The sequence below is a fragment of the Zobellia russellii genome (genome assembly GCF_018728565.1).
GTDB classification, from domain to species: domain Bacteria; phylum Bacteroidota; class Bacteroidia; order Flavobacteriales; family Flavobacteriaceae; genus Zobellia; species Zobellia russellii.
Map to the genome: position 1 here is coordinate 99,615 of NZ_JACSOI010000004.1, position 25,458 is coordinate 125,072.

General features: G+C 38.5%; 12 protein-coding genes. 8 read left to right on the forward strand and 4 right to left on the reverse strand.

Annotated features, from left to right (window positions below):
- Positions 1-13: 13 nt before the first annotated feature.
- Positions 14-1,642 (reverse strand): tetratricopeptide repeat protein, encoded by a 1,629-nt coding sequence (locus H9565_RS11155; RefSeq protein WP_215439645.1) that lies wholly within the window; start codon positions 1,640-1,642, stop codon positions 14-16.
- Between the two features lie 399 nt (positions 1,643-2,041).
- Here H9565_RS11155 and H9565_RS11160 point away from each other — a divergent pair, with 399 nt between their 5' ends.
- The 7 genes from H9565_RS11160 to H9565_RS11190 all read left to right on the forward strand — a co-directional run bounded on the left by H9565_RS11160 (position 2,042) and on the right by H9565_RS11190 (position 13,632).
- Positions 2,042-3,565 carry an alpha-L-fucosidase gene (locus H9565_RS11160; RefSeq protein WP_215439647.1) on the forward strand — a complete coding sequence of 508 codons (1,524 nt, stop codon included), beginning with the start codon at positions 2,042-2,044 and terminating at the stop codon, positions 3,563-3,565.
- An 872-nt stretch (positions 3,566-4,437) separates the two neighbouring features.
- Positions 4,438-7,521: a SusC/RagA family TonB-linked outer membrane protein gene (locus tag H9565_RS11165; RefSeq protein ID WP_215439649.1), complete on the forward strand. Its 3,084-nt coding sequence runs from the start codon at positions 4,438-4,440 to the stop codon at positions 7,519-7,521.
- 56 nt (positions 7,522-7,577) lie between these two features.
- On the forward strand, positions 7,578-9,344 hold the full coding sequence (locus tag H9565_RS11170; protein WP_215439651.1) for a RagB/SusD family nutrient uptake outer membrane protein: 1,767 nt from the start codon (positions 7,578-7,580) through the stop codon (positions 9,342-9,344).
- Between the two features lie 65 nt (positions 9,345-9,409).
- A complete protein-coding gene (locus H9565_RS11175) occupies positions 9,410-11,023 on the forward strand; it encodes a hypothetical protein (RefSeq protein WP_215439652.1) in 1,614 nt (537 codons plus the stop codon).
- A gap of 82 nt (positions 11,024-11,105) precedes the next feature.
- Positions 11,106-12,182, forward strand: coding sequence for a family 16 glycosylhydrolase (locus H9565_RS11180; protein ID WP_246560534.1), 1,077 nt, complete (start codon positions 11,106-11,108; stop codon positions 12,180-12,182).
- A gap of 243 nt (positions 12,183-12,425) precedes the next feature.
- Positions 12,426-13,337, forward strand: a complete 912-nt coding sequence (locus H9565_RS11185) for a DnaJ C-terminal domain-containing protein (protein ID WP_215439654.1) — start codon at positions 12,426-12,428, stop codon at positions 13,335-13,337.
- Positions 13,338-13,341: 4 nt separating this feature from the next.
- Complete coding sequence (locus tag H9565_RS11190; protein WP_215439656.1) at positions 13,342-13,632, forward strand: chaperone modulator CbpM; 291 nt, start codon at positions 13,342-13,344, stop codon at positions 13,630-13,632.
- Positions 13,633-13,666: 34 nt separating this feature from the next.
- Here H9565_RS11190 and H9565_RS11195 read toward each other — a convergent pair whose 3' ends face one another.
- Positions 13,667-17,818 carry a hybrid sensor histidine kinase/response regulator transcription factor gene (locus tag H9565_RS11195; protein WP_215439658.1) on the reverse strand — a complete coding sequence of 1,384 codons (4,152 nt, stop codon included), beginning with the start codon at positions 17,816-17,818 and terminating at the stop codon, positions 13,667-13,669.
- A 475-nt stretch (positions 17,819-18,293) separates the two neighbouring features.
- On the opposite strand from H9565_RS11195, the gene H9565_RS11200 reads away from it, so the two are divergent.
- Positions 18,294-20,162 (forward strand): sulfatase family protein, encoded by a 1,869-nt coding sequence (locus H9565_RS11200; protein WP_215439660.1) that lies wholly within the window; start codon positions 18,294-18,296, stop codon positions 20,160-20,162.
- A 194-nt stretch (positions 20,163-20,356) separates the two neighbouring features.
- On the opposite strand, the gene H9565_RS11205 is transcribed toward H9565_RS11200, so the two are convergent.
- Positions 20,357-22,063, reverse strand: coding sequence for a RagB/SusD family nutrient uptake outer membrane protein (locus H9565_RS11205; protein WP_215439662.1), 1,707 nt, complete (start codon positions 22,061-22,063; stop codon positions 20,357-20,359).
- Positions 22,064-22,134: 71 nt separating this feature from the next.
- Complete coding sequence (locus H9565_RS11210; protein WP_215439664.1) at positions 22,135-25,338, reverse strand: SusC/RagA family TonB-linked outer membrane protein; 3,204 nt, start codon at positions 25,336-25,338, stop codon at positions 22,135-22,137.
- Positions 25,339-25,458 lie beyond the last annotated feature (120 nt).

The window sequence follows — 25,458 nt, forward strand, 5'->3', positions numbered from 1 at the left end:
GCTACCTCGGTATTTATAAAGATGCAATTAGTTCCTCCAGATTATCACTGCGTTGCAATCCCATTTTTTTGCGTAAACGATGTCTTGTGGTATGAACGGATTTGGTAGATATCCCCAATAATCTGGCCATGTCTTTACTATTAAGGTTTAATTTGATTAAAGCACATATCTTTTGATCTGTTTGGCTAAGGTTGGGATAGGCGTTATTGAGTTTTTCGTAAAAGTTCTTGTTAACATCTGTAAACCGTAGTTTAAACTCTTCCCAATTATTGGCGTTCCCTACAGATATTGACTTTAAGACCCTATTGATTTCAGAGACTTTTACATTACCGTTTTCGCCTTTTAATTCGGTTTTTAGCTTTTTTAGAAATTCATCTTTTTCAACTAGTTGTAGTGTAGATGCCGCCAACTCTTTGTTTTTGGTTTCCAAAAGCTGGTGGGCCTGTTCCATTTCAAGCGCTTTTGTTTTTTGCATCAACTGCTTCTCAACCTTATGTTTGGAGCGAATATGTTTTACATAAACAAAGCCTATAATGATTACAAATATGAGCGAAGTACCCAAAATAATACGTTGGAGCAGTAAGATTTTATCTTGCTGCTCCAACTTTTCCATACGTTGCTGGCGTATAACCTCTTGTTGTCTTTGTTTTTCTACCCGGTATTCGTTCCTAATTTCCATTAGGGGAATATTGTTTTGACTTCTTCCATCAAAAAACCGGGCGTTCAAGGTTTTTGCTTTGTCCAAGGATTGATATGCCGCTTTATAATCTCCTTTCAACTTATAATTTTCGGAAAGTTTTTCGTAGATAAATGGAGTGAAGTCAATATGACTCTGGTACTTGTCCGAAATGGCAATGGCTTTTTTATAATATTCCAAGGTCTTATCTATATTGCCTGTCCTCTTATGGACCACTGCCACGTACGCGTAAATGAGAACCAAGTAAGAAGGTACATTATCTTTAAACCAGGGTTCTATGTCACTAAGCATTTGTAAGGCTTCATCATATTTTTTTTCCTCTCTTAGAACATAGGATTCTTCAAATTTTAAGAATGGTAGCGCAATTTTATCGGGTGTATCAGCATAATGTGCATAGCAGCTATCCAAATACTTTTTTGCCATTTCAGGTTCATTAAGCCCTCTATAAGTATAAGCAAAGGTATAATAGTTCTGTGATAAGGAGGTTTTGGGCATGGTGCCTTTTTCTACCGCTTTTTTCATAATGTCAAGGGACATCTGCAAGTATTTAAGAGCTTCTTCCTTACGTTTATTATAACTGTACATAGCTCCAAGTCTGCGGTATATATGGGATTTAACCACAACATTTTCAGAATTGTCCGCTAGGCTAAGGGCGGTCCATACAGTTTCATAGGCTTGGGCATAGTGAGCTTGATGACTGTAGACATCCATCAATTTTAATAGTGTCCAAACGGACTTTAATGTATCTCCCTTCACTAAATTGGCCGAAACAACGGATTTTAAAGAATCTATTTGTTTTGTAGTATGCTGAGCGGAAAGCGTATCTGTATCTACAATAGGGATGTTTAGAGGAATAGAAGAATCTTGGGCCCTGAGTTTTATCCCAAAGACAACGAGAAAACCAATAAGAATATAATAGCGCATTAGCTTTTTTGTATGAAACATATACCTCAAACTTTTAAATGTCCTTAACCATAATCATAAATACAACTTTGTATCAAGAATCAAATCATAAATATTCAAGATATAAAGAATGGGTAACATCAAGTGTAACTAATTTCTTCTATTTATCAAAATAATCAAGATATACTATCTAACTAGCGGTGCATTGGAAATATAATTTTTTAGACCTAAATAGTCTTGTAAAACTGGGTATATAAGGCTTTTAAAATAGAAGTTATACGGTTATTATAGTGGTATTTTGTTCAAATAGAACTTTACATAAACTCAACATAGCCTAAAGAAGACATTTGTGGTATTAAAAACACCCCATAAGTTCTAATTTTATAAAGAGAAAAACTTGCATAAGGTTGTATTCCTAATGTTAATGAAAATTTTGAAACTATGAGAACTTTGTTTTTGGTATTGGTATGGATGATGGCGGTTAATTTTGTTGCTGCTCAGGAGAAAAGTTATGAAGCAGATTGGCAATCTCTGAAGAAGCATGAGACACCGGACTGGTTTAGGGATGCAAAATTTGGTATTTATTGCCATTGGGGACCCTATTCCGTACCAGCTTATGAAAATGAATGGTATTCACATTGGATGTATACATCGCCCAATAACCCCGAACACAAACAGGGAAAACGTTTTTATGAGCATCATACACAAACCTATGGCCCCTTAAACGATTTTGGGTACAAAGATTTTATTCCCATGTTCAAGGCAGAAAAGTTTAATGCAGCCCAGTGGGCGGATCTCTTTGAAAAAGCAGGAGCTAAGTTTGCGGGTCCTGTATCCGAACATGCCGATGGCTTTGCCATGTGGGATAGTAAACTCACCCGTTGGAATGCTAAAAATATGGGACCCAAACGAGATATAATGGGAGAATTGGCAAGAGAAATAAGAAAACGGGACATGAAATTTATTGCAACCTACCACCGTCAATGGTTGTTTGGTTGGTTTCCCACTTGGGATGAATCTACAGACGCATCAAATCCGGAATATGCAGATTTGTATGGTCCAAAATTAAAGAAAGGAGATTTTCAATATCCGTTGAGTACAAAGGAATTAGATGAAGGTTCAGATAGATATTATCCCGTAGGTGATAAAAAGTTCAACGAAGAATGGTTAGCTAGGTTAAAAGAAATCGTTGATAACTATAATCCAGATTTGGTGTGGTTCGATAATAAAATGGATGTTATTGATGAAGCGTACAGAAAAGAATTTCTCTCTTATTACTATAATCATGCAGAAAGGAACCATCAGGAAGTAGTTGCTACATACAAATTCTATGATTTTGCAAAAGGTACCGCAGTGCTGGACGTTGAGCGGGCCAGAATGAGTGAAATGAAGGATTTTCCATGGTTAACCGATGATTCTATTGATTGGAAAGCTTGGAGCCATATAAGCAACCCGGATTACAAAAGTGCCAACCGAATTATAGACTTTTTAATAGATGTAGTAAGTAAAAATGGTTGTTTGTTGTTGAATATTACCCCCAAAGCGAACGGGGAAATACCTGATCCGGTACAGGAACGCCTTTTAGAGATAGGAGAGTGGTTAAAGCTCAATGGAGAGGCCATATATGGCACGCGTCCGTGGGAAGTATATGGGGAAGGGCCTGCAAAGGTAATTGAAGGCCATCTAAGTGAACGAAAGAACCCGGATAACACAGCCGATGATATTAGGTTTACTAAAAAGGGAGACACGCTGTACGCTATACAATTAGATTGGCCAAAAAACGGAAAGACAGTTATAAGAACTTTGGGAAAGGAGAAGAATCTTCTTAAAGGAGAAATTAAGTCTGTTGAATTATTAGGGTCTACGGAAAATCTAAAATTTAGTAGAGAAAAAGACGGATTACACATTAATTTACCCAAAGAACCGAAAGGAAAACATGCTTATGTTTTTAAACTAACCTTCTAATATATATTGTTTTTAGGTCTTTTGGAAATAAAATGCAATGGATTTTTAGATTGATAGAAGGTTGCAGCTTCTTAACGTATGTTATTCAATTTTAGGTTTTAAAGAGGTCTCCTACAGATCATATGTTATACTCTAAACCATATGTTATACTCAATGTAGGCGTGTTAATTGGCTTATTTCTTCAATAGCTCTAGGGTAATATAGAGAATGGTTAAAGCCGATAGGAATTTAGCGAAAGTCCATAGTTTATAGGCTTCATTACTCATTTTTAATACGTATTTACCTCCTTTTTTTGTGGTTTACACCCCTTAATTTTAACATTTCTCTAATTGACCTTTTTGTAGAGTTGTCTATACCATATAATTTTATGGAAAGCTATTGTAAATAGGGGAGTGAGGAGGTGTTGTTGGTATAAAATATACGTTTTGTCAAGTTTTTGTCAAGCACTTTTTTTAGGAGTAAATTAACAATATCTCTATTTTGGACACCAATTACAGTGTATATGAAAATTTAGAACACACTTAATTGATAATCTAATAAACAAACTTTACTCATTTAAAACCAACTCGAATTATGGAAAGAAAAAATCACTCGCCTCTCAACAACCCTCCCCCCATTTTAGAACAGGTGTTCCTTAACATGTATTCCTAAACAAAATGGACATCGTGTTCATTTCCTTTTGAGCAAATAATTGGTTTAGCTTAAAACCAACTCGTTTTTAAATCTTCAGTCAAGAGGGGTGGAATGTATGGTCTAGATACAATGAAATAAGAAAATTATATAGGTTTTGAATTGGAATACAACCTTCTTAATTAGGTTAAACCTACTTCATAGTTTCATTGGTCATTTTTAATATTTAACAAGAAAATTATATGAATTTCAAAAACATTTTTCATTTTAAATCCCACGCTTTTCGGTTGGGATTGTTCTTGGTCTTTTGTCTAAGTACGGCAATAGCACAATCTCAAACAGTTAGTGGTACCGTATCTGCAGATGATACGCCTTTGCCAGGAGTAAGTGTGGTGGTCAAGGGCACTAATACCGGGACCGTTACAGATTTTGATGGTCTTTATTCAATAAAGGCAGAACCTAGTGACGTATTGGTATTCAGTTACATTGGATTCAAAACCAAGGAAGTCGCCATCAGCGGAAAAAAGTCGGTTAACGTAACGATGCAAGAAGATGTATCCGCGTTGGATGAAGTAGTCGTTGTTGGTTACGGGGCCCAGAAAAAGAAGGAATTGACAGGTGCGGTAGCGCAAGTGAAGTCGGAAGAGTTAATGAAAACATCAACATCCGATATAGGTGCCGCTTTACAAGGTCAGATTGCTGGGGTAAACGTAACGGCCAGTTCGGGTTCTCCTGGAGCGGAAGCTAACGTACAGATTAGGGGGCTTACTTCCATTAACGGGGCCAATAGACCACTATATGTTGTAGATGGTATTCCTTTTGAAGGAGATCCAAAATTAAGTATCAATGAAATAGAAACCATAGATGTTCTAAAGGATGGAGCTTCGGCGGCAATTTATGGTACTCGTGGTGCAGCCGGTGTAATCTTGATTACCACTAAAAGGGGTAAAGAAGGACAAATGAAAATTGCGGTAGACAGTTATTATGGTCTTCAAAATATTACTTCCGGAACGCCTTTGTTGAACGTGGAGGATAGACTATATACGACTTTTGTTCAATCTGCAGCGCTAAGTGAGAGAAGATATGGTAATACATGGACTACCATAGAACAGAGTCCTCATTTCCTTACCAATAATACGGATTTGGTGAGTGTGGTAGAAAATGATATGGCACCTATCCAAAACCATAGTCTTAGACTATCAGGAGGTAAAGACGGTCTTACGTACAATGTTACTGGAAACTATTTTGATCAAGAAGGTGTTGTGATCAAATCGGGTTACGAGAGATTCAACGTTAGGGCCAATACACAGTTTAAAAAAGGAAGATGGGATATTACCACGGCCCTTTCCTTTAGAATAGAAGATAGGGAGTACGAACCTTGGGGACTTCTAAGAAATGCAATAGGGTATAACGCTTATCAACCCCTTATAGATCCAAATACGAGTGTCTTAGAAAATGCAGGAGATGGTAGCGGGGCTAATAACCTCTCTTTTTTGGGATATCAATTTTTGCAAGAAGATAACCAAGAGAATCAATATTTTGATGGAAATTTAAGTGTTACCTACAATATTACAGATAACCTTAAATTCACTTCAAGGGTGGCCTCAAGTTATGACAACGGTACTAGAATTACCGTTAACCCTAAATTTATCGCCTATAGAGATGATGGTACAGAAGTAACATCTCAACGTTCAAGAATAAGAAATTTAAGTTCTTTGGCCAAAAAGTCTACTTGGGAGAACATTATCAATTATCAGAAAAGTTTTGGGGATCATAACATTAACTTAACGGGGGTATATTCATCGGAAAAGTACAGTTACTCAGAATTTTTTGCAGAGAAGAGCGATTTGGCTTCCAATGATATTACGGTACTTAATGGTGCCACTGCAGACCCTAATGTGGGGTCGGGTAACAACCAATGGACACAAGATCGTACCAGCACTTTAATAGGTATGTTGGCCCGTTTACAATATAACTATAAAGGAAGATATCTGTTGAATGCTTTTGTAAGACATGATGGGTCTTCTAAATTTAAAGAAGAGCCATGGGGTGTGTTTCCTTCTATATCTGCCGGATGGAACGTTTCCGAAGAGAAATTTTGGAACCCTATTAAGAATACCGTTTCCTCATTTAAGCTAAGGGGAAGTAGAGGTACAGCAGGTAACCAAGGTATTGCAGATTATACATATACACCTACCATTACATTGGATAATGATTATGTACTTGGTGCTGGAGACAATCAGAATTTATTGTTAGGGGCTACCCAAACTGGTTTTGCCAATCCTTTGGTAAGCTGGGAAACTTCGGTTTCATTGAACGGAGGTTTGGACATGGGCTTTTTTGATAATAAGTTAACCTTGTCCGCAGATATGTATGAAACCAAGAAAGAAGATATGTTATTCCCAGTATTATTGCCGCCTACTGCAGGTGGAGGTCAAAATGCTGAGGTTACGCTAAATGTGGGCGATATGACCAATAAGGGTATGGAATTTGCCATGAACTATCGCCATTCGGGTAAATTTTCTTGGAATGCCGGTTTAACATATACCAAAAACGAAAATGTTATTACTAAAATGAGCGGTAGTAACAAAATCATCTATTTTGATGATAGTAGTATTTCCGGACATAGTAACGATCAGGATTTGGTATCTGCATTGGCAGAAGGGTATGAAGGCGGTGCTTTCTTTTTAATAGAGACAGATGGTACCATTAAGAACGAAGAAGAATTGGCGGCCTACCAAGAAATTGTACCTGATGCAAAATTAGGAGATTTAAAGTATGTAGATTTTGATAAGAACGGCTTAATAGATATTAACGACCGTCAATATATGGGTAGTGGTACTCCTGAATTTGAAATGGGCTTTAACTTTTCGGCCTATTATAAAGCAATGGACTTTTCAATGCAATGGTACGGTGCCTTTGGTGCAGAAATTATAAATGGTAACAAAGCATTGGCTTATAAGGTAGCTAACCATCAGGATTTGGTCTATCAATGGACTCCGCAGAACAACACATCTGATATTCCTGTAAACAGAAATGCCACACATAATAACTTTAGAGGACAGACAGACTATTGGTTGGATGATGGAACTTTTGCCAGATTACGTAACATTTCTTTAGGCTATACTATACCTAGAGATTACACGGAGAAGTTGGGTATCACCAAGTTTAGGGTATATGTAGCAGCACAAAACCTTTTTACCATTACCCAGTATGATGGGTATGATCCAGAAGTTGGGAACAATGGTCTTAGTACAAGAGGTATTGATAAAGGGACCTATCCTGTAAGTTCTCAAATACGAACAGGACTTCAAATTGAATTTTAAAAGAATTTGATATGAAGATGAATAATTCCGATAAAAAAAATGAAAAAATGATAGTTATGAAAACAACGATAACAAAACGGTTACTTTTTATAATCGTGCCCATGTTAGCTTTTTGGAGCTGCTCTGATGATTTTTTGGAGCAAACCAATCCTAACCAAATATCTACCGAGACTTTCTGGAACAATAACAAAGACTTAGGACAAGGTTTAACCGCGACCTATAAAGGTTTGGCGAGTTCTCAGAATATTCATTTGGTAGCGGAGTTGGCACGTACTGATTTAGCTTGGGCTAGTGGATACCAACGACCTACTAATACTAACCCATATTATTTGCAGATTTTTAATGATGCCAATAATGAAATAAACCAAAAATGGAGTGCTAATTACACAACCATTTTTAGGGCCAACCAAGTTATAGAAGCGGCTGGGAAATTAGCAGAGACCTATACTACGGAAGACGAAAAGGAAGAAGGTCTTAGCATTTTGGCCCAAGCAAGGTTCATAAGAGGGTATATATATTTTAACCTGTACAATTCTTTTAACGGAGGTGCGGTTCCCATTTATGATTTTGTACCGGTAGAAGAGAGTGAGTTTTATCAATCTGTGGCTACGGCAGAAGAGGTCAAAGCGTTCTATTTAGAAGATTTAAAGTTTGCGTCAGAGAACCTACCTATTTCTTGGGAAGGCAAGGATAAAGGGCGTGTTACTGCGGGTGCGGCCGTTGCCGTAATGGGACAATCATACTTATATGCCGGTGATTATGAAACCGCAGCTACGCTTTTTAAAAGTGTTATAGATGATTTTGGTTACGCATTAACACCTAACATAGGAAGTAACTTTACAACCATGGATGAGTTTAATGAGGAATCTATTCTTGAAATAGGGTACTCGTTGGATTATAAAAATGAATTGGGCCCTTGGGATGGAAGAGATGTAGCAAATTCTGCCTATGTAAGACAATTTACCGGAGGTGATGGCAAATGGTTTGGAGCTGTATTGGCAAACTGGTTAATTTTAGAATATAGGAATGACCCATTAGATTTTTCTGATCCTCGTAACAAGGTTGTAGATGAAGACGGTAATGAAAGCTTTAGGAAGTTCAGCTTACGAACCTCTTGGTCCGTAGCCTTGGTAGATGATACGGATATGGGATATTATTTGAGAGAAGAAACCGGACAAGCCTCAAATTTTAATGTGCGTATGACGGCGTTTTGGCGTAAGCATACTAATTGGGATATTACTAGATCGGAAGAAGAGCTTTCTCCAGGTAAAGTAAGGTCAGGTGTAAATGAGCGTTTGATACGTCTAGCGGAAATTTATCTTCAATATGCCGAGTGTCAGATAAAGTTAGGAAACATAGACGAAGCCTTAACTTATATCAATAGGGTTAGAAGAAGGTCTGGAGTGCAGTTGTTAGGTTTAGCAGGTACTGGAGAGTTTCCGGCAAATGACCATGACAATGTAGCTTATGATGCCCAAAGTTTAATGGAACATTTAATGTTTACCGAATTGCCTTTGGAACTATCTGCTGAAGGAGATGGAAATAGAAATGTAGACCTTAGAAGATGGGGCGTTAAGGCGGATCGTTTTAAAGAATTGGCTCAAAGACGTTATACGGCCGATCACTACAAATTGCTGGATGAAGACGGTAAAGAGGTAACCCGATGGGCTTCAATTGTTAAGGAATTGCCTGTTGGTGATCCTGATATTGACGAGAACTGGAACGAATTTCAGGAAGCATCTTCAAATTATAACGAAGCGTTACATGCGTATTGGCCATTGCCAAATTCTGAAATCATATCTAACCCGCAATTGAATAATTAAAATTGACGGTTACAGTGATAACATCAATGAAAAATGCAAAAAGCAAGAAATTTAAAAAGTATAAAATGAAAAACGCAATAAGAATTTTAGCCGTCTTGGCCATCCTGTTTGTAGGATGTGACGATAATGAGTACGAGGCGCCTTTTCCTTTCTCCGACATAGGGTTCTATACCAGCAAGGGTACGTTAAATGACCTTCAAGTAAATTTGGACGATTATGTGTCTTTCACGGATTTATCTCAAGGTGCAGTATCCCATTCGTGGAGAATTGATAAAACCGATGTTTTTCTTGAAGGTCCTATAGATAGAACGGATACAATCCTTGATCAGTTCATAATAGAGCCTAGAAGCACAACGTCGTTTGAGAAAACCGTTCATGTGCAATTCAAAACCTCCGGAATGAAAAAAGTAAGGTTGTATAACACTTTTAATGAAATGGTAGTCTTTAAAGGTAATCGCGGAGATGTAGATTATGAGATGCCGGCCAAGAAAGAAGGAGACCTTTATGTTATAGACACTACTTTTTTAGTAAAGGTCTATCCTAAACTTGTACCTAAAATTAAAGTTAGAAATGGCGATGTGGTTGTAAATCATGAAGCAACGGATACAGTATATATAGAGGCAGGTAATACTATGGAGTTTACTGATCTGTCTACTATTGGTGAGCCTACAGGTCGCTCATGGAACATAAGAAGAGCTTTGAAGCCGGGTGAGGAAGTTGCGGAAAATCCTGTTGTAAACAGTAGCGGAGATTCATTGGCCAATATTGCCTTTAATAAATTGGGAGCTTTTAGGGCTACGATGAACCTGTCCCGTTCAGGTCAGAACATTCCTGGTGATTCAGAAACCTATGTTATGAACGCACCAATTAGGGTAATCCCTTCATCTCAACCATTTGAACTTACCGGAGAAATCCGCGAATTGGAAGATGAAACCATACAAGTACCTTACAATGGGGAGTTTGCTTCATTTGGAGGACAAGAGGAGTTCTTTACGGTTATGGTAAACGGAGAAGCCTTTGAAATTGCTTCTGTAACGGTAAATGCAAATGATGCTACAAAAATGGATATCAAATTGGCGGCTCCAATCTATCGTCCTGACGTAATCACGGTTTCCTATGCAGGTGGTAGTATAGAATCTTCAGATACTAGGGAGGCATTGCCTTTTACGGATGAGCCTGTAATAATGAGTACGGTTAATTTAATTCCCGCAGCTATTGCAGGGTTGGAAACAGGAGCTGATAGTTGGGTGCCATATTGGAGTAACAAGGGAACGGTTGAGTATTCTACGGAGCAAGCAGCAACCGGTGAATATAGCTTAAAATTAAAAATTGAGGCAGGTCAGGATAATGTTGAAGCCAGTGCTCCGTTCGACAATCCAATAATTTTTGAAGAAGGTAAGACCTATACCGTTTCGTATAAAATGTACATTGCACCAGGTGGTGTAGGTACAGATGGTGGTACACATACAGGTCTGTTTTTGTTACAGAATTGGGGTTTCCAATTTTGGAACAATTTTGCACATCCTGTAGGAGAATGGAAGACCCATACTGTAGATTATACAAGTACAACACCGTTATCTCAGTTCTATTTGAGAATTATTCCTAATGCAGAAAAAACTACTGACATGACCGTATACTATGATGATTTCTCTATCATAGAAAAAGAAGAAAGACCATAATTCCCCACAAAGTAGTTTGTTTGAGTTTAAGGGAGAATTGAAAGATTCTCCCTTTTTTTTCATTTAGAAATCAAACTTAAAAATGAACAAGAAAGTAAAAACTATGAATAGAAATCAACTTGCATTAATGCTTTGTTGTGTCTTGTTGGGAAGTTGCGGTACGGGTTCAAAATTTGATAATTCTACAGAATTGCCCGTAGATCAAGAACAGAAAGTAGAGGACCAGCAGGAAGAGGAAAAAGAAACCGTTCCACCAGATACTAAAGAAGTCAACTGGAAAGAAATTCCGGTACCCGCTAATGCAGGGCCGGATATGGTTTGGGAGTTTCAAGAAATGTCAGATGATTTTGAATACCAATCCCCGGGAGATAATAAAGGAGATGTTTTTTTTGAAAAGTGGGATGACTTTTACCACAACGGATGGTCAGGGCCCGGCCTCACGGAATGGAGGAGGGAACAGTCTTATGTAGCAAACGGAGAACTACAAATGTGGGCCACTAGAAAACCAGGTTCAAAAAAAATGAACATGGGCTGCATTACATCAAAAACAAGGGTAATCTATCCGGTATATATTGAGGCTAGGGCAAAGGTTATGAACTCTACTTTAGCGTCGGATGTATGGCTTCTGAGCCCAGATGACACCCAAGAAATAGATATCCTAGAGGCTTACGGTGCAGATTATTCGGAAAGCGCGCAAAAGGAACATTCGTATTTCTCCAAGAAGATTCATATCAGTCATCATGTATTCATTAGGGAGCTCTTTCAGGACTATCAGCCCAGAGACGCGGGAACTTGGTTTGAAAACGGTACCGTTTGGAACAGGGATTTTCATACGTACGGAGTCTATTGGAAAAACCCATGGCACTTAGAATATTATATAGACGGAGAATTGGTGAGAACCGTTTCGGGAAAGGATATTATAGACCCCAAATATTTCACAAATACAACGGATCCGGGAAATACGCAGGTAGATACCCGCACGGGCCTTAGTAAAGAAATGGATATTATTATAAATACTGAGGATCAAACATGGCGTTCTAGCCCAGCTTCTGGTTTAGCATCGGACACGTATACCCCAACAGATAAAGAGTTAGAGAATATAGATAACAACACGTTTAGGGTAGATTGGATTAGGGTCTATAAGCCTGTAGCTAAATAGATTTTTCATTTTTTTGAATTGTTAGAGCGTATGGACGTTCTTAAATTAAACCATAGGTAGTTCCCCCAATTAAATTGGTACCTATGGTTTTTTTGTGCTTTATACTCAAAAAGGTGACAATGGTCATATGATATCAATTATCTTTTTTTAGCATTAAAAACATTACGGAAAACGGTTGACCTAAGGTTGATTTTTAGTTAATTTCAAGGTGTAATTAGTACTTCTCTTATATAATACATCAATATGGAATACATAGATTACTACAAAGTATTGGGGGTAAGTAAGAATGCCACGGAAAAGGACATCAAGAAGGCATATAGAAAAATGGCCCGAAAATATCACCCTGATGTCAACCCCAATGACGTTGAGGCAGAGAAGAAATTCAAGGAAATAAATGAGGCCAATGAGGTCTTGGGTAATGCCGAAAATCGAAAAAAATACGATCAATACGGAAAAGATTGGATGCATGCCGAAGCGTTTGAGAAAGCCAAAGCACAACAGCAAAGTTCACGACGTAGCGGCGGCCAGAGCTATGAACAGGATTTTGGCGGCGGGGATTTCTCAGATTTTTTTGAATCAATGTTCGGGGGAGGTGGATTTTCTCAAGGTGGATATACTTCAAATAGAGGACAACAGGTAAGATATAGAGGGCAAGACTTGAATGCAGAACTTCGCTTGCAATTAAGGGACGTATACACGACTCAGAAGCAAACCTTAACAGTCAATGGTAAGAACATAAGAATAGCTATTCCTGCCGGAATTGAAAACGGACAGACCATAAAAATCTCGGGTCACGGCGGTCCGGGAAGAAATGGAGGCCCCAAGGGAGACTTGTATCTCACTTTTGTAATAGATAATAATACCGCGTTTAAACGAGATGGTAATGATTTGTACAAGACGGTAGACCTAGATTTGTATACTGCAATATTAGGTGGTGAAATTACCGTAGATACTTTTGATGGTAAGGCTAAGCTAAAGGTAAAGCCGGAAACGCAAAGTAATACCAAGGTGAAGTTAAAAGGCAAAGGTTTTCCTGTTTATAAGAAGGAAGGTCAGTTTGGGGACCTTTTTATTACCTATAACGTTAAGACACCTACAAATCTTTCTGATCAAGAAAAGGCACTTTTCAAACAATTGGCATCACTTAAAAGTTAAGATTATGCAACAAGAAGAATACATATCCGTAACCGAGTTTTGTAACGGCCATAGCATTTCATCAACGGTCATTAGTCAGCTGAATGAATTTGGTCTAGTGAAAATCATACAACGTAGTGATAGTTTGTATATTCCTATGGAAGAACTTCCCAAGACCGAGAAAATATTGAGATTGCATACCGATCTTAACATTAACCTAGAAGGGGTTGAGGTAATCACGAGATTACTGAAGCGCATAGAAAAAACTGAAGAAGAGCTTATAAAACTTAGGAACAAATTAAGCGTATACGAATAGCGAAGCAGTTGCACGACAATAGAAAAGCAACGAATTAAATTTGGAATTCATTGTTGGGTTTCCCTTGTTGGCGATAGTTTGCCTGATGTTCTTTAGGCAGTGTTCCGTACACTTTCTTAAAGCATTTCGTAAAATAGGATGCCGTATTAAATCCGGACATGTAGAGAATTTCTTTTACGGTAAGATCTGTAGTCTCCAATAATTGCTTGGCTCTTTTAAGTCTAAAACGTCTAATGAACTCTCCGGTAGAAAGGCCAGTAAATTCCTTAAATTTATTGTAAACGGCACTTCTGCTCATAGACAAGGCCGCCGTAAGCGATTCTGCATTGAACTCCGCATCCATAATATTCATTTCCAAAAGCTCAATAACACGGTTCAGAAATTCTTGATCTGGTGAGGTAACCTCAATTTCACTTGGAGAAAGGGATACTTCACGTTGCATATAGTTCCGTAATTCTTTTCGGTACCGCATAATATTGTTCAGCTTCACTTCTAGATGCTCTAAGTTAAATGGTTTGGTAAGGTAATCGTCCACTCCAATTTTTAGACCTTCTAGCTGGCTGTCATCATCTGTCTTTGCCGTAAGAAATACAATGGGGATATGATTATACTCTACCTGTTTTTTAACCTCCTTGGCAAAAGATATACCGTCCATATTGGGCATCATGATATCACTAATGATAGTATTGGGCATATGGTTTTTTAATATGTCAAGCCCATGTTGGCCATTTTCCGCTTCCAGTATTTTATACTTTCTATATAGGCCACTTTTTATAAAAGCCCTGAGATCTGCATTGTCTTCAACAACCAATAAAGTTGGCTTTTCATCAGAAGTCAGAACTTCTGTTTCGTCTTCGGTTTCAAAATCTACCTCTTTAAGATGGTCCAAATTAGGAACGACCATGGCTTTGGTAGACTCGGAACCTATAATTTTATCATCTTTATAAAAATCAAATTTCTTAGGAAGGTAGAAAATGAAATTGGCTCCTTTCCGGGTTCCTTTTTCAACCAGAATTTCGCCATGATGCCGCTGTACAAGGCTTTTTGTAAGCGCTAGGCCAATACCCATGCCGTAAGTATTCCTATTTTCGGCGCTATCGTCATTAAAGAAACGGTCAAATATTTTCTCTAGACTGGCAGATGAAATGCCGTTGCCATTATCACGTACCTCTATTTTTACGTACTCCTCTCTGGTCTGGTCTATTTCTTTGGAGGTGTTGCTTACAACGATGGATATTTCACCTCCATCAGGAGTAAATTTAAAAGCATTGGATAATAAATTGTTCATTACCTTTTCCAATGCATCCGGACTGAACCAGGTAATAAGAGTGGGCTTGTCACAAATTAGCGAAAACTGAATTGATCGGTTGGTAGCCAAGAAATCAAAAGATTCTTTTATCTCATGTATGTTTTTTAGAATGTTGAAGTAACCAACTTCTAAAACCATTTTCTTCTGTTCTATTTTCTGAAAATCCAATAATTGGTTTACAAGCCGTAACAATAAAGATGAATTTTTCTGCATAAGCCTGTATTGGTTCAGGCGTTCTTTGGGCTCTATGATGTCGTTGTTTTTTTCCAAGAACTGTAACGGGCCGTTCAAAAGGGAAAGGGGTGTTCTAAATTCATGCGAAACATTGGTGAAAAACTCCATTTTCATTTTGTTGAGCTCATCTGCCTTTTGTTTGGTAAGATGGTTCATGGTGAGTTGGTGTTTTTCCTCTATTCGGATCAGGGTAAATTTACCAAAGGCATAAAGCAATGAAATGGCCAAAAGGGTGTACAGAGCATATGCCCAAGTAGTTTTCCAAAATGGCGGGGCAATAACAATTTGTAATGCGTCTGGTTCTAAATTCCAAAAACCATCGCTATTGGCCGCTTTCACCTCAAAAGTATAAGTTCCTGGTTCTAAATTGGTATAGGTGACTAAATTTCTGTTGTTGGAGGCAACGGACCATTCATCTTGAAAACCTTTTAACCTATATTGATATTCATTTTTGTTAGGGGATGAAAAATGCAGCGCAGAGAACCCCAATGAAATATTATTCTGGTTATGGTTAAGGTTTACCTTGTTAGCGGTTAAAATGGTCTGGTCTAATATTTCCTCGTTCGCTATTTTTTTGTTCGGAAGTACAAGCTTATTGTTCAGCAAGAAACGGTCTATGTGAATTTCGGGCGGAATCTTATTTTGCTTGATTTTTCTTGGATAGAAGGCATTAAAACCATTGACACCGCCAAAAATTAGTTGTCCGTCGGGTTTTTTCAATGAGGTTAATTCTTCAAACTCATTACTTTGTAAACCGTCTTCAACGTCATAATTTTTAAAGGTTTCGGTTAAAGGGTCAAATTTTGAAATACCGTTATTTGTAGAAATCCAAAGGTTACCGTCATCATCTTCTTCAATACTTTTAATTACATTGTTGGGAAGCCCATCAGCTTCCGTATAGGCTTTAAAAGATTCTTTCCCTGTAGTTTTATCTACAACAAGTTTATTTAGTCCTCCACCAAGGGTTCCTATCCAAATTGTACCTTTTGAACTTTCAAAAATGGGTAGGATATAGTTATTACTTATACTGGTTGAATCATTTGCGATTACGGAAAAATACTGGAACTGTGGATTTTCTTCTTGTAATTGGTCTGCGGGCAGTTTGTTCAACCCTTTTCCAGTACCTACCCATAAGTTCCCCTTGCTATCTTCAACTATATTTCGAATAATCTTGCTTGCAAAATTATGAGAGCTATCAAAATTTTCAACCGTCTTGTAAGGTGCATGTTTTGCACGAAAAAGCCCTTTAGAATAGGTGCCGTACCAGACTTGCCCAAATCTGTCCGTACACATACTAAACACGGTAGACTTTATTTTATTGCTAAACGTAACCTTTGGATTACGGCTAGGATTGGTAATGTCTATTTGATAGACACCTTGCGTACCCGAGTTTCCTAGTTCCAGTATTTTTTTACCGTCCACCTTGATCTCGTTCATAGAGAAAGCAGCGTTTACACGGTCTATTTGTCTAAAGTTTGTAAACGTACCGTCACTTTCTTCTTTTAGGAGAAAGCTTAGTCCGCCCCTGGTGCCAAACCAAAGAGTACCGTTGCTATCTTCGTATATAGATTTTACAATATTATGGCCCAATGTTCCTGGGCGCATGTCTCCCAAATAATGGTTAAACTGCTTTCCGTTCAGGTCTAATTTATTAATCCCGGTACCAAATGTCCCTATCCATAGAACTCCCGTTTTATCGATTAACAAAGACCGTACATAGTCGGAACTTAAACTTGAGCTATTTTCAAAACTATTGTCATGGTGTTTTTTTAACAATAGGGTATCGGTTTTTAACCGATACTGATTCAGGCCGCTTTTGGTTCCTCCCCAAAGTCTATTTTTTGAGTCGATTACCATTTTTAGAATAGTCTCGTTTCCTATTCGTTTTAGTTGAAAATTATTAGGGTCGTCGGATTCGGTGGGGGTAAAAATACCGTTAGAGGTTGCAAAAACCATTTGGCCGTTGGGGCTTTGCCCCATACTTCTTACGGCAACCGTATCTGTATGTACCCGAACAAGCTGAGGAATTTCACCTTTATCTTCTTTGGTGGTTTTTAAAATTCCAGAGGAGGTTCCAACCCATATAGTTCCTTGTTGGTCTTTGAATAAGGCAGAAGTTGGTTTTTTTAGAATAACAGGGTTCTCGGCATTAGGAAAATTAAAGGAGAGGGTTTTACGACCGGTTACTATCTGAGCCACCTGCAAACCACCGTCCGTTCGTGCCCACAGCCTATTTTCGTCATCAATAATTATGCTCTTAACAATATCTGAGATAAGTCCGTTGGAATTATCTTTCCCTACCATAAAAGAGTGGAATCTTCCTGTTTTTCGTTCGTAGAAATTAATACCGTAACCGGCCGTCCCGATCCAAAGATTGCCTATAGAGTCTTCGGCAATGGCACTTATTAAGTTGCCGCTTATTGCATAAGGGTTTTTCGGGGATGGTTTGAATTTTCTAAAATTTCTGCCGTCATAGCGGTTAAGACCATCATCCGTTCCGATCCATATGTAGCCATAGGAGTCTTGGTAAAGGGCTACCACATCATTCTGGGAAAGACCATCATTATTGTCCAAATGCTGAAAGTATGTCTCAGTTTGAGCGTTTAGGACCAATGAGAACAATAGGGTAAAAACGCCTGCCATTGTTCCAAGTCTTCTTGAACAAAGTCTAAATTTCGAAAATATATGAGCAGTACGAATAACTATTTTTTTTATGTGGATATGTCTTTGAACATCACCTAAATGAATTTCAATTTTAAGAGAATTCAGTTAGGGTAAAAGCTTTGGATAATAAGAAACAAATAAAAATAACGTGAAACCATTGTTTTAGGTTGGTTTTTTTAATTTAAAATCAAAAGTTTTAATCTTTTAAACATTTGTTTTATTCCTAGACCTTGAACTTGGGAACCATCCGTGCAAATACATGATATTTTTTGGTTATAGATACTTTTCTAGCATAAATATGACCAGAAGAACTAAACTAATTCTACACAAAAGACTTTTGTTCTACTATTCAAGCCAAAAGTCTTACCGTAATCTAAAGATAATTGACATTTTTGAGGTATTTAGATTGTTTATTTTTACAATCAGACTTTCATTTTTTAAATCATAGCTAGTTATGAAGCTCAAATATGTACTTCCCGTTTTTATATTAATAATCAATATTGCGTGCAAAGGGCAACAGGAAACCCATCAAAAACCACCAAATATAGTTTGGATCGTTTCAGAGGATAACTCCAAACATTATCTAAAAATGTTTGATGAAAATGGAATTGAAACTCCCAATATTGAGGCATTGGCCCAGCATGGCATACAGTTTAACCGTGCCTTTTCAAATGCTCCTGTTTGTAGTGTAGCACGTTCAACTATAATCTCGGGGTGTTACGCGCCCAGGACAGGAGCTCAGTATCATAGGAGGTCGCAATTGGTTCCTATGCCGGACTCGTTACGAATGTTTCCTGCTTATTTAAGAGATGCTGGATATTATACCGCTAACAATAGCAAAGAAGACTATAATTTTGTTAAAGGTGATGATGCATGGGATGAATCATCGGGAAAAGCAACTTGGGAAAACCGTTCAGGAGACCAGCCTTTTTTCTATGTGCATAATATTGGAACTACCCACGAATCCAGACTACATTTTCCAGAGAGTGATTTAAGCGATTCGCCTACGCAAGCTGGAGTTAATGATTATAAGGTGCAACCTAACCATCCGGATACGGAATTGTTCAGGTACACTAATGCACGCTATCGTGATAAAATTGTAGAAATGGACGGTCAATTGGGGGAGGTTATACAAGCCTTGGAAGCCGATGGACAGCTGGAAAACACATTCATTTTTTATTACGGAGACCATGGTGGGGTTTTACCAGGAAGTAAAGGGTATTTATATGATACCGGCCTTCATGTGCCTATGGTGGTCAGGATTCCAGAGAACTACAAAGACATGGTGGACTTAAAATCAGGAAGCCAAACAGACCGTTTTGTGAGCTTTATAGATTTGGCCCCAACTGTACTGAACCTAGCCGGTGCTAAAATTCCGGAACAAATAGACGGTAAACCGTTTTTGGGTAAGGATGTTAACGCAGAAGAATTGAGCAAAGAAGATGTTGCTTATGGTTATGCCGATAGGTTTGACGAAAAGTATGATATGGTACGCTCCGTTCGTAAGGGCAAATACAAATACATAAGAAACTACCAGCCCTTTAATTTTGATGGGTTAATGAATAATTACCGTTACCAACAAGCAGCCTATCGCGAGTGGGAAAAAATGTATGAAAAAGGAGCATTAAATGATAAACAGTCTACTTTTTTCAAATCACGCACACCTGAAATGCTTTTTGATGTAGAGAACGATCCTTATGAAACCGTGAATTTGGCCGCCGACCCTAATTTTGACACAAAGCTTTTAGAAATGCGTGGACTTCTAAACGATTGGGTAATGGGTATGCCGGATTTATCTTTTTACCCCGAGTTCTATTTAGTGGAAAATGCTTTTAGTAATCCCGTAAAGTTTGGCAGAGCACATAAAAAGGAGATTCAAGATTATGTGGCAACGGCAAATATAATGTTAGAAGATGCTGCAACGGCCCAAACCAAGTTAAAGGAATTACTGGTCTCTTCAGACCCATGGCAACGATATTGGGCGTTGATTGTTTGCAGCAGCTTTGGAAATGAATTGAAAAGCTTAACTCCGGAAATAAAAAAAATAGCACAGAATGATGATCAAGGTGTAAATAAAGTTAGAGCTGCGGAGTTTTTAGGTATCACTAAAGAGGGAGAACCTGTTCCTGTTATGTTGGAAGCCCTTTATTCCGCTAAACATGAGACAGAAGCCTTGTTAATTTTAAACTCTATAGTACTTCTTGGCTCGTATGATTATGGATATGAATTTCCAATTGATATTAGTAAGATAAACCCAGAGTTTAGAACAGAAAAGTCGGAAGTTATTCGTCGTTTGGAGTTTTTGAATCCTGAAATGAAATAACTCCCCAAGAATTATCTGTTCATAAAGAAAGCCTCCTTCTTAAATTCAAAAGAGAAAACGGTAGAACGGATTGTTCCTTTTTTTAGTTTCAATTGAGTTACGAGAATTACAGTTTGTATAAAAAAACCGGAGAGCCCTAAGGCTCTCCGGTTACAAACTAACTCAACAAACAACTTTTCTAAGGTATAAGGGCCTTAGTACCCTGCATTTTGAACCATTGAAGGAGCTTTTTCAACCTCGGACTGTGGAATGGGCAGATAGTACTGTCTTTCAAACCATGGTCTTTCTACTACGGTGTATTCTTCATTGGTTAAATTACCGTCTGCGGCTTTTGTCCATCTTAAACCCTTAACATCAAAGCCAAGGTGCTCTTCGTTCATCCATCGTCTTTCGTCAAAGAAATTATGACCTTCAAAAGCTAGTTCTACGCGTCTTTCCCTTTTAATAGCTTCCAGTAAATCTGCACCAGATGCTGTAATTTCGGGTTGAAGGGCTCTTGTAGATACTTTACTTGCAAATTCACGAGCTATACCTTCTTGTCCTAAATGGTATTGCGCTTCGGCATAGTTCAAATAAATTTCAGCAAGACGGTAAAGTATATAAGGGCGGTTAGGAGAAACATCTGTTAACCCTACGCTTTCGTCTTGAAACTTTCTAATGTTATAGCCAGTTTTTGAAGAATGTCCTGTGTTACCAAGACCTTCTGGAGAATCCAAACCATGCGGAGTAGCTTCGGTTGGGTTATCCGCTAAAGCATAATCAACTGGTCTTCCTCTAAAAGTAGATCCTTGGTAGAATAAATCCGCATAATATCGAAGTTCTCTATTTTCGTTAGGATTTTCTGGGTCATAGCTTGCTTCATCCGTACTAGTCCCATCTGCCATATTAAACTGTAATGCAAAATTATGGGTAGGAGAGGATAGCGCCCAACCTCCATAGCCGCTTGGGGCTTGTGTCTGGTTCCATAGGGAGTTGGCGTCGGTACCAAAATCATAATAAAGGCTACTGTAAGCGCGAGCGAAAAGAATATCTTGATTTGGCGATAAGAATAAATCTTGATACTCTTTGGCATTGGTAACAGCAATAAGGTTACGGGCGCCGACTAAATCTATAATTTCTTTGGCAGCATCCGAAGCATCTTGCCATTTACTGGCTTTAGTATAATCATACAATGGTCCACTTGGTTCAGTAGATGGGTCATGTAATGTACTTGCGGCATAGAGTAAAGTACGGGATTTTACGGCTAAGGCAGATAGTTTGGTTGCACGTCCAAATTCACTGTCCGGACGAGTTTCCGGAAGAATAGCAGCAGCTTCATCAAGCTCCTTTACAACAAAATCTACACACTCCTCGTAGCTGTTTCTTACCAAGGCAAAATCGGCATCAAGTCCTAGAGCGTTTTCTATAATGGGAACACCACCATAAAATTTAATAAGCTTACTGTAAATATTAGCACGAAGAAATTTCATTTCGGCTTTTAAAATAGCAACCTTGTCAGGATCGGTTTTCATGGCTTCGCTATCATCAATACGGTCTAAAAATTCATTTGCCAAACGAATATAGTCCCAATAGGTGCTCCACTTTTGGGCAAGAACTCCCACGTTGCTAGGAGACCAACCTGCTCTTAATCTAAGCTGATCAAGATCATTAAAGTTAAACTTGGCTTCAAAAGAACCCACTTCTATATTAAATCTACGAGACCACCATTGGGCCTTGTTCAAACCCCAACTTTCGGTACTATTATAAACAGGGTAAACCAATCTTTCTACTTGATCAGGCTCACTGTAGATAATATCTTCCGTAAAGGCATCGGAAGCTTCGGTGTCCAATACATCTTCGCAACCAAGTGTTGCAAATAGGGCGATCAATGCCCAGACTTGCTTTATATTAATATGTTTCATTTCTATTTAGTTTTTTGTTATTGTTCGTTAGCGTTACAAGCATATGTGAACTTTGTTATTTTCATTACAAATTAGAAACTTAGGTTAAGGCCCAAAGTGTAGGTTTGTAGTGAAGGATACGTACTCTCTCTAAAATCATAGTATCCATTAGCTTCAGGATCCAAACCTAAATCAGCAACATCAGAGAATAATGTCAACATATTATAACCTCGTACAAATAGCTTTAAGTCCCCTAGTTTAATGTCTTCTTTATGGAAAGTATAGCCCAATTCCAATTGCTTTAATCTAACAAATGACGCATCATGCAACCAGAAGTCCGCACCTTCAAAATTTTCGGAACTTCCACTTTGGTTACCGCTAAATTTGTCTCCCGTGGCATAAGCTCTTGGGTATCTTGCGTTTCGGTTTTCTGGGGTCCACCTTTGATCAAATAGAAAATCAGGTCTAGCGCCAGGACGCTCAAAGAAAATCAGCATTTCAGCTTCGGCCTGTCCTTGAAATAAGAAACTAAAGTCAAAATCTTTGTAATTGAAACCTCCAAAGAAACCAAACTGAATTTCAGGAACATTGGAAGAGAAAGCGCGTACACGGTCATTGGCGTTAATTTCGCCATTTCCATCGGTATCTAAATAAATAGGTTCACCTTCAACGGTACCATCTAGTTTTACCTCGGTGGCATCAACCTGAGCTTGGTCTCTGAAAATACCGGCTGTTGGATAGGTAATGTAAGAATCCAATGAATGACCCTCTCTTTTTCTCCATTCAGGTACGTCTGCTGCTTCGGCCAAGAATACGACTTCATTTTTTGCTTGGGTAAAGTTTGCCCCAAGGTTATAACTTAAGTTTTCTCCAATTTTATCTCTCCAACTTAGTTCTACCTCCCAACCAAAGTTGTCTACTTTTCCAATGTTTTCAGCAGGAAGGGTTATACCGGCTGCATCTGGAATGGCCGCGGCACGGGTAACCAAAATATCCTCTCTGTTTTGGTAGAAGTAGTTAATATCACCAGAAAGTTTGTTATCGAACAAGGTGAAATTCAATCCAATATTTTTCATATACGCTGTTTCCCAAGTTATATCTTGGTTAGGGACATTGGCGCTGGTATAACCATTGTAGCTTACACCAGGAGTACCAAATATGGCATAATTGGGCTGAGCGTTGTTTGTTGGCCCACCATAATTATAGCGTGTTAAATATTGGAAGGGTGCAATACGGTCATTACCCATTTTTGCCCAAGAAGCTCTTATTTTTAAAGCATTTAGCCATTCTACATTTTCAAGAAACGATTCTTTGTTGATGGCCCATGAAGCGGCAACACCAGGGAACGTACCAAACCGTTTTCCGGGTCCAAAGTTGCTGGAACCATCGTGACGTATGGTGAGGTCCAAGAAATATTTTTTCTTAAAATCATATGAAAACGAACCAAAATAATTAACACGTGCCCATTCCTGAGATTCTCCGTAAGATTGTTGCCCCTCGTCGCTTCCTGCAAAAAGTTCACTGTGTTCGGAAGTAGGAAAACCTCTTCTTTCGGCCCAAAAAGAGCGTTGATTGGAAGTAGCTTGCTCAACACCTACGAAACTGCTAATGGAATGATTGTCTCCCAAACTCTTTGAATAGTGAAGCGTAGAATTTAAAAGTAGTTCATCAAACTTCCAAAAGCTTTCACGAAGCGTTCTCTGGCTTCCTTGCCCTTGGGCAAAACCTTGCGAAGGAGTATAGTCGTCCGTACTTTCTTGATAGGTATAAACGGTCCACGGAGTGTACCAGGCTTTAATATCATTGTTCATTCGTCTTACACCTGCAAAACCTTTTAAACTAAGTCCAGAAATAAAATTGTCTAGGTTCCAGTCATAGGAAAATCTTCCGCGAAGCTCGTTATCCGTTTGTTTTGAAAAACCTGACTTTTGCGTAGCCATTACGTAAGGGTTGGCCCCGTTTTCACCACCCCACCCAGGTAAACCGTTAGGGTAAATACCAACTTCTGTTGGCTCATTTGTATTGATACGGCTATATATTTCACCTACACTGGCTCCGGGTTCGTTTCTGTCTCCAAATCTACCAGAGAGATCTACTCCAATTTTGAAGTTGTCAGTTAGATTAATGTCGATATTAGACCTTACCTGCTTTTGCTTGAAGTTCAGGTCGCCGGATTTGTACATACCGGTTTGGCTAATAAAATCGCCACTTACAAAATATTTTACATTGTCGCTACCTCCAGAAATGGAAACCGAATTACGGGATTCGGGTGAAGATTTAGCGAAAGTAAGATCGGCCCAATCCGTATTTGGGAAATTAATAGGGTCATTTCCCGAAGCGTAGTTTTGAATCTGCTCAGCGGTATAGGGTAGTGGTGTTCCATTTCTCTGAGCTATTTCATTATTGTAAATGGCATACTGCTCCGAAGACATTAAGTTTGGAGCGACAGAAAATTTGGAAACATTGTAAGAAGAGCTCAAATTAATACTAGGCTTACCGGATTTACCTCTTTTTGTAGTGATCAAAATAACACCGTTAGCAGCTCTTGCACCGTAAATAGCAGCAGCACCATCTTTTAGTACGGTCAAGGACTCTATGTCCTGCGGAGCCAAATGCGAAAATGTGCTTGCTGTTATCCCGTCAATTAATATTAAAGGGGAATTGTTTCCTAGAGTAGATTTACCTCTAATAAGAAGAGTTAAATCATCATCGTTAGTAGATCCGGGCAAACCACCTCTATCGGCTATAATTAATCCCGGTACAGTACCAGAAAGTGATTTGGCCAAATCTTTGTTACCGGCCTTGGCGATCTGTTCAGAACTTACAGTACTAACAGACCCTGTAAGTTCTCCTTTTTTTCTGGTTGTATAACCAAGTACGACTACTTCATCAAGTTTGGCCGCATCCTCTTCTAGGGTGACGTTAATTTCAGATTGTCCCCCAACAGGAATTTCCTTTGAAGAGTACCCTATGTATGAAAACATAAGTATAGCTTGATCGTCATCAACTTCAATACTATAATTACCGTCAAAATCTGTAGAAGTACCGTTTGTACTACCTTTTACAAGAATAGTAACACCGGCAAGTGGTCCCATTGCGTCCGATACTGTACCTGTTACGGTGCGCTGAACGGGTTGGGTTTCAAGGTTGTTTTTTAAAGACGACTCCTTATCTGTCGTAAATGCATGTGATTGGATTGGAATCGTTACAGCTAAGATTATCACGAACTTAAGAACGAATAATCTTTTGATGGAGCTGCCTGGGCAACCCGCATCAGTGAACCATTTAATTTTCATAAATTTGAATTAGTTAGAGTTAAACATGCCCCAGGGTCAATGGGGTATTACTTTACTTCATGCCTAGCATGAAATTCAGAAGGAGGGTGTTGGCGCACTCTCCTTTTTTTGGTCAGTTAT

Coding starts and splice junctions, on each gene's coding strand:
- H9565_RS11200 (WP_215439660.1), top strand. CDS start 18,294: ATGAAGCTCAAATATGTACTTCCCGTTTTTATATTAATAATCAATATT.
- H9565_RS11175 (WP_215439652.1), top strand. CDS start 9,410: ATGAAAAACGCAATAAGAATTTTAGCCGTCTTGGCCATCCTGTTTGTA.
- H9565_RS11195 (WP_215439658.1), bottom strand. CDS start 17,818: ATGGCAGGCGTTTTTACCCTATTGTTCTCATTGGTCCTAAACGCTCAA.
- H9565_RS11205 (WP_215439662.1), bottom strand. CDS start 22,063: ATGAAACATATTAATATAAAGCAAGTCTGGGCATTGATCGCCCTATTT.
- H9565_RS11180 (WP_246560534.1), top strand. CDS start 11,106: ATGAACAAGAAAGTAAAAACTATGAATAGAAATCAACTTGCATTAATG.
- H9565_RS11160 (WP_215439647.1), top strand. CDS start 2,042: ATGAGAACTTTGTTTTTGGTATTGGTATGGATGATGGCGGTTAATTTT.
- H9565_RS11190 (WP_215439656.1), top strand. CDS start 13,342: ATGCAACAAGAAGAATACATATCCGTAACCGAGTTTTGTAACGGCCAT.
- H9565_RS11185 (WP_215439654.1), top strand. CDS start 12,426: ATGGAATACATAGATTACTACAAAGTATTGGGGGTAAGTAAGAATGCC.
- H9565_RS11170 (WP_215439651.1), top strand. CDS start 7,578: ATGAAAACAACGATAACAAAACGGTTACTTTTTATAATCGTGCCCATG.
- H9565_RS11155 (WP_215439645.1), bottom strand. CDS start 1,642: ATGTTTCATACAAAAAAGCTAATGCGCTATTATATTCTTATTGGTTTT.
- H9565_RS11165 (WP_215439649.1), top strand. CDS start 4,438: ATGAATTTCAAAAACATTTTTCATTTTAAATCCCACGCTTTTCGGTTG.
- H9565_RS11210 (WP_215439664.1), bottom strand. CDS start 25,338: ATGAAAATTAAATGGTTCACTGATGCGGGTTGCCCAGGCAGCTCCATC.